This window comes from Saccharomonospora iraqiensis subsp. iraqiensis (assembly GCF_000430445.1).
GTDB classification, from domain to species: Bacteria; Actinomycetota; Actinomycetes; order Mycobacteriales; family Pseudonocardiaceae; genus Saccharomonospora; species Saccharomonospora iraqiensis.
On the sequence record NZ_KE387134.1, the window covers coordinates 1,539 to 4,525 of the forward strand.

A 2,987-nucleotide genomic window follows, 5' to 3' on the forward strand; every position below is an offset into this window, starting at 1 on the left:
GCGGGAGCGCGCGCGTCCGCGTGGACGGCACGCCCCACCCACCCCGACAATGGCGGGTATGGCGCGGATCGACCTCGTACTCGGGGACCTCACCGAACAGCACGTCGACGTCGTGGTGAACGCGGCGAACTCGTCCCTGCTCGGCGGGGGCGGGGTGGACGGCGCCATCCATCGCAAGGGTGGGCCGGACATCCTCGCCGAGTGCGAACGTCTCCGCGCGGGCGACTACCCCGAGGGCCTGCCGACCGGGCAGGCGGTGGCCACCACGGCCGGGCGGCTGCCCGCGCGGTGGGTGGTGCACACCGTCGGTCCGGTCTTCTCGGCCGCGGAGGACCGCTCGGGGCTGTTGGCGGACTGCTACCGGAACTCGCTGCGGGTGGCGCGCGACCTCGGTGCCCGCTCCGTCGCGTTCCCGGCCGTGTCCACCGGTGTCTACCGCTGGCCGGTCGACTCCGCCGCGGAGATCGCGCTGCGCACGCTGGCCGACGCGGCGGGGGACGCCCCGGAGCCGGAGCTGCGGATGGTGCTGTTCGACCGGGCCACCCACGACACCTTCGCCGCCGAGGCCGCCCGACAGGGCCTGTGACCCGCCGGTGTCCGCCCCTCGCGCGTCCGGCGGCCCCGCCGCTCACGGGCGGGGGATGTTGCGTAGGTTGGCGCGGGCCAGCCGCAGCATCCGGCCGACGCCGCCCTGCAGCACCATCTTGCTGGTGGCGAGCGCGAACCCGGTGAGCTGCTGCCCGGTGATGTGCGGCGGCAGGGACAGCGCGTTCGGGTCGGTGACCACGTCCAGCAGTGCCGGACCGTCGTGGGCGAGGATCTCGCGCAGCCCGTCGGTCACGTCGCGCGGGTCGGTCACCCGCCGGGCGTGCGCGCCCGCGGCGCGGGCCAGAGCGGAGTAGTCGGTCTCCGGGTAGGTGGTGCCGTACGGGGGCAGCCCGGCGACCATCATCTCCAGGTCCACCATGCCCAGCGACGAGTTGTCGAACAGCACGACCTTCACCGGCAGGCCGTACTGCACGACGGTGAGGAACTCCCCCAGCAGCATGGCGAAGCCCCCGTCGCCGGACATGGCGACCACCTGGCGGGACCGGTCGGGCAGCTGCGCGCCGATCGCCTGCGGCAGCGCGTTGGCCATCGACCCGTGGGTGAACGACCCGATGACCCGGCGCCGCCCGTTCGGGCTGATGTAGCGGGCTGCCCACACGTTGCACATCCCGGTGTCCACGGTGAACACCGCGTCGTCCGCGGCCACCTCGTCCAGCACGGAGGCGACGTACTCGGGGTGGATCGGCCGGTGCCGTTCCACCCCGGTGGTGTAGGCGGCGACGACGCCTTCAAGTGCGTCGGCGTGTTTGCGCAGCATCCGGTCGAAGAAGGTGCGGTCGGTCTTCGGGGTGACCTTCGGGGTGAGGCACCGCAGTGTCTCGGCGACGTCGCCGCAGATACCGAGGTCCAGCCGCGAGCGGCGGCCCAGGTGCTCGGGCCGGACGTCCACCTGCACGGTCCGCACGTCGTCGGGCAGGAACGGGTGGTACGGGAAGTCGGTGCCCAGCAGCACGAGCAGGTCGCACTCGTGCATCGCCTCGTAGGCGGCGCCGTAGCCGAGCAGCCCGGACATGCCGACGTCGTACGGGTTGTCGTACTGGATCCACTCCTTGCCGCGCAGGGCGTGGCCCACGGGGGCGAGCACCCGTCCGGCGAAGGACATCACCTCGTCGTGCGCGCCCGCGGCCCCGGCGCCGCAGAACAGGGTGACCCGGCGGGAGTCGTCGACGAGCCGGGCGAAGGCGTCGATGTCGGTGTCGGTCGGGCGGATCGTCGGCGACCGGTCGAGCGGCACCATCGTCGTCCTGTCCTCGGGCGAGTCCTGCCCCGCCACGTCGCCCGGGACGGTGAGCACCGAGACGCCGCCGAGGCCGAGGGCGTGGTGGATGGCGGCGTGCGCGACGCGGGGCAGCTGCGCCGGGGTGGAGATCATCTCGGAGTAGTGGCTGCACTCGACGAACAGCCGCTCCGGGTGGGTCTCCTGGAAGTAGTCGGTGCCGATGTCCTCGCTGGGGATGTGCGCGGCGATCGCCACGACCGGCGCCATGCTGCGGTGCGCGTCGAACAGGCCGTTGATCAGGTGCAGGTTGCCGGGGCCGCAGCTGCCCGCGCAGGCGGTGAGCCGTCCGGTGATCTGCGCCTCGGCCCCGGCGGCGAACGCGGCCGCCTCCTCGTGCCGGGTCTGCACCCAGTCGATCCCGTCCGTGCGGCGCACCGCGTCGGTGACCGGGTTGAGGCTGTCCCCGACCACCCCGTAGATCCGGCGCACCCCGGCCCGCACCAGCAGGTCGACCAGGTGCTGGGCCACCGTCCGCCCGGCCACGGCGCCCTCCCTCCCTCGGCGTCGCCGTGTCCCCGTCCTTCCGGCCGGCGGGGACACGGTCGTCGCGGGGAGAGTGCCCGCCCGGCGGCGGTCCAACCGCGCGCGCGGTGGTCAGGTCGTGCCACCGGCCCCGGGCAGCAGCACCCCCGGATTCAGGCTCCACGTGGGATCGAGGGTGCGTTTGGCCGCGGCGAGCGCGGCGGCGAACGGGGCCGGACGCTGCCGGTCGTAGAACGGGCGGTGGTCGCGGCCGACCGCGTGATGGTGGGTGATCGTGCCGCCGTGCGCGAGGATCGCCTCGGACACCGCGGTCTTGATCTCGTCCCACTGGGCGAGCGTGCTCCCCCACCGTCCGGGTGCGTACACGGTGTAGTACGGCGCGGGGCCGTCCGGGTACACGTGGGTGAACCGGCAGGTCACCGCACCGCCCCCGGTGGTGCGCCGCATCGCCTCGTCGGCCGCGGCGGTGACCGCTTCGTGGAGTTCCTCGAAGCGGTCCCAGGTGCAGGCCGTCTCGAACGTCTCCACGATCATCGCGTGCCGGGCCAGCGCGTCACGTTGGTACGGCATCCGCAGGAACGCCGACCGCCACTCCCGCGCCGGGTCGGACGGGGAT

Annotated in this window: 3 protein-coding genes; 1 reads left to right on the plus strand and 2 read right to left on the minus strand. The window is 73.7% G+C overall.

Annotated features, from left to right (window positions below):
* Positions 1 to 49 precede the first annotated feature (49 nt).
* Entirely contained in the window at positions 50 to 586 is a 537-nt protein-coding gene (locus ACTIR_RS0119875) for an O-acetyl-ADP-ribose deacetylase (RefSeq protein WP_026455584.1), read from the plus strand.
* Positions 587 to 628: 42 nt separating this feature from the next.
* Here ACTIR_RS0119875 and ACTIR_RS0119880 read toward each other — a convergent pair whose 3' ends face one another.
* Entirely contained in the window at positions 629 to 2,371 is a 1,743-nt protein-coding gene (locus ACTIR_RS0119880; RefSeq protein WP_026455585.1) for a pyruvate dehydrogenase, read from the minus strand.
* Between the two features lie 111 nt (positions 2,372 to 2,482).
* The coding region (locus ACTIR_RS0119885) for an FAD-linked oxidase C-terminal domain-containing protein (protein ID WP_026455586.1) at positions 2,483 to 2,987 on the minus strand (505 nt) is incomplete at its 5' end.

What these genes read in the sequence shown, in the direction of transcription:
- ACTIR_RS0119875 (WP_026455584.1), top strand. Translation starts at nt 50, where the DNA reads ATGGCGGGTATGGCGCGGATCGACCTCGTACTCGGGGACCTCACCGAA.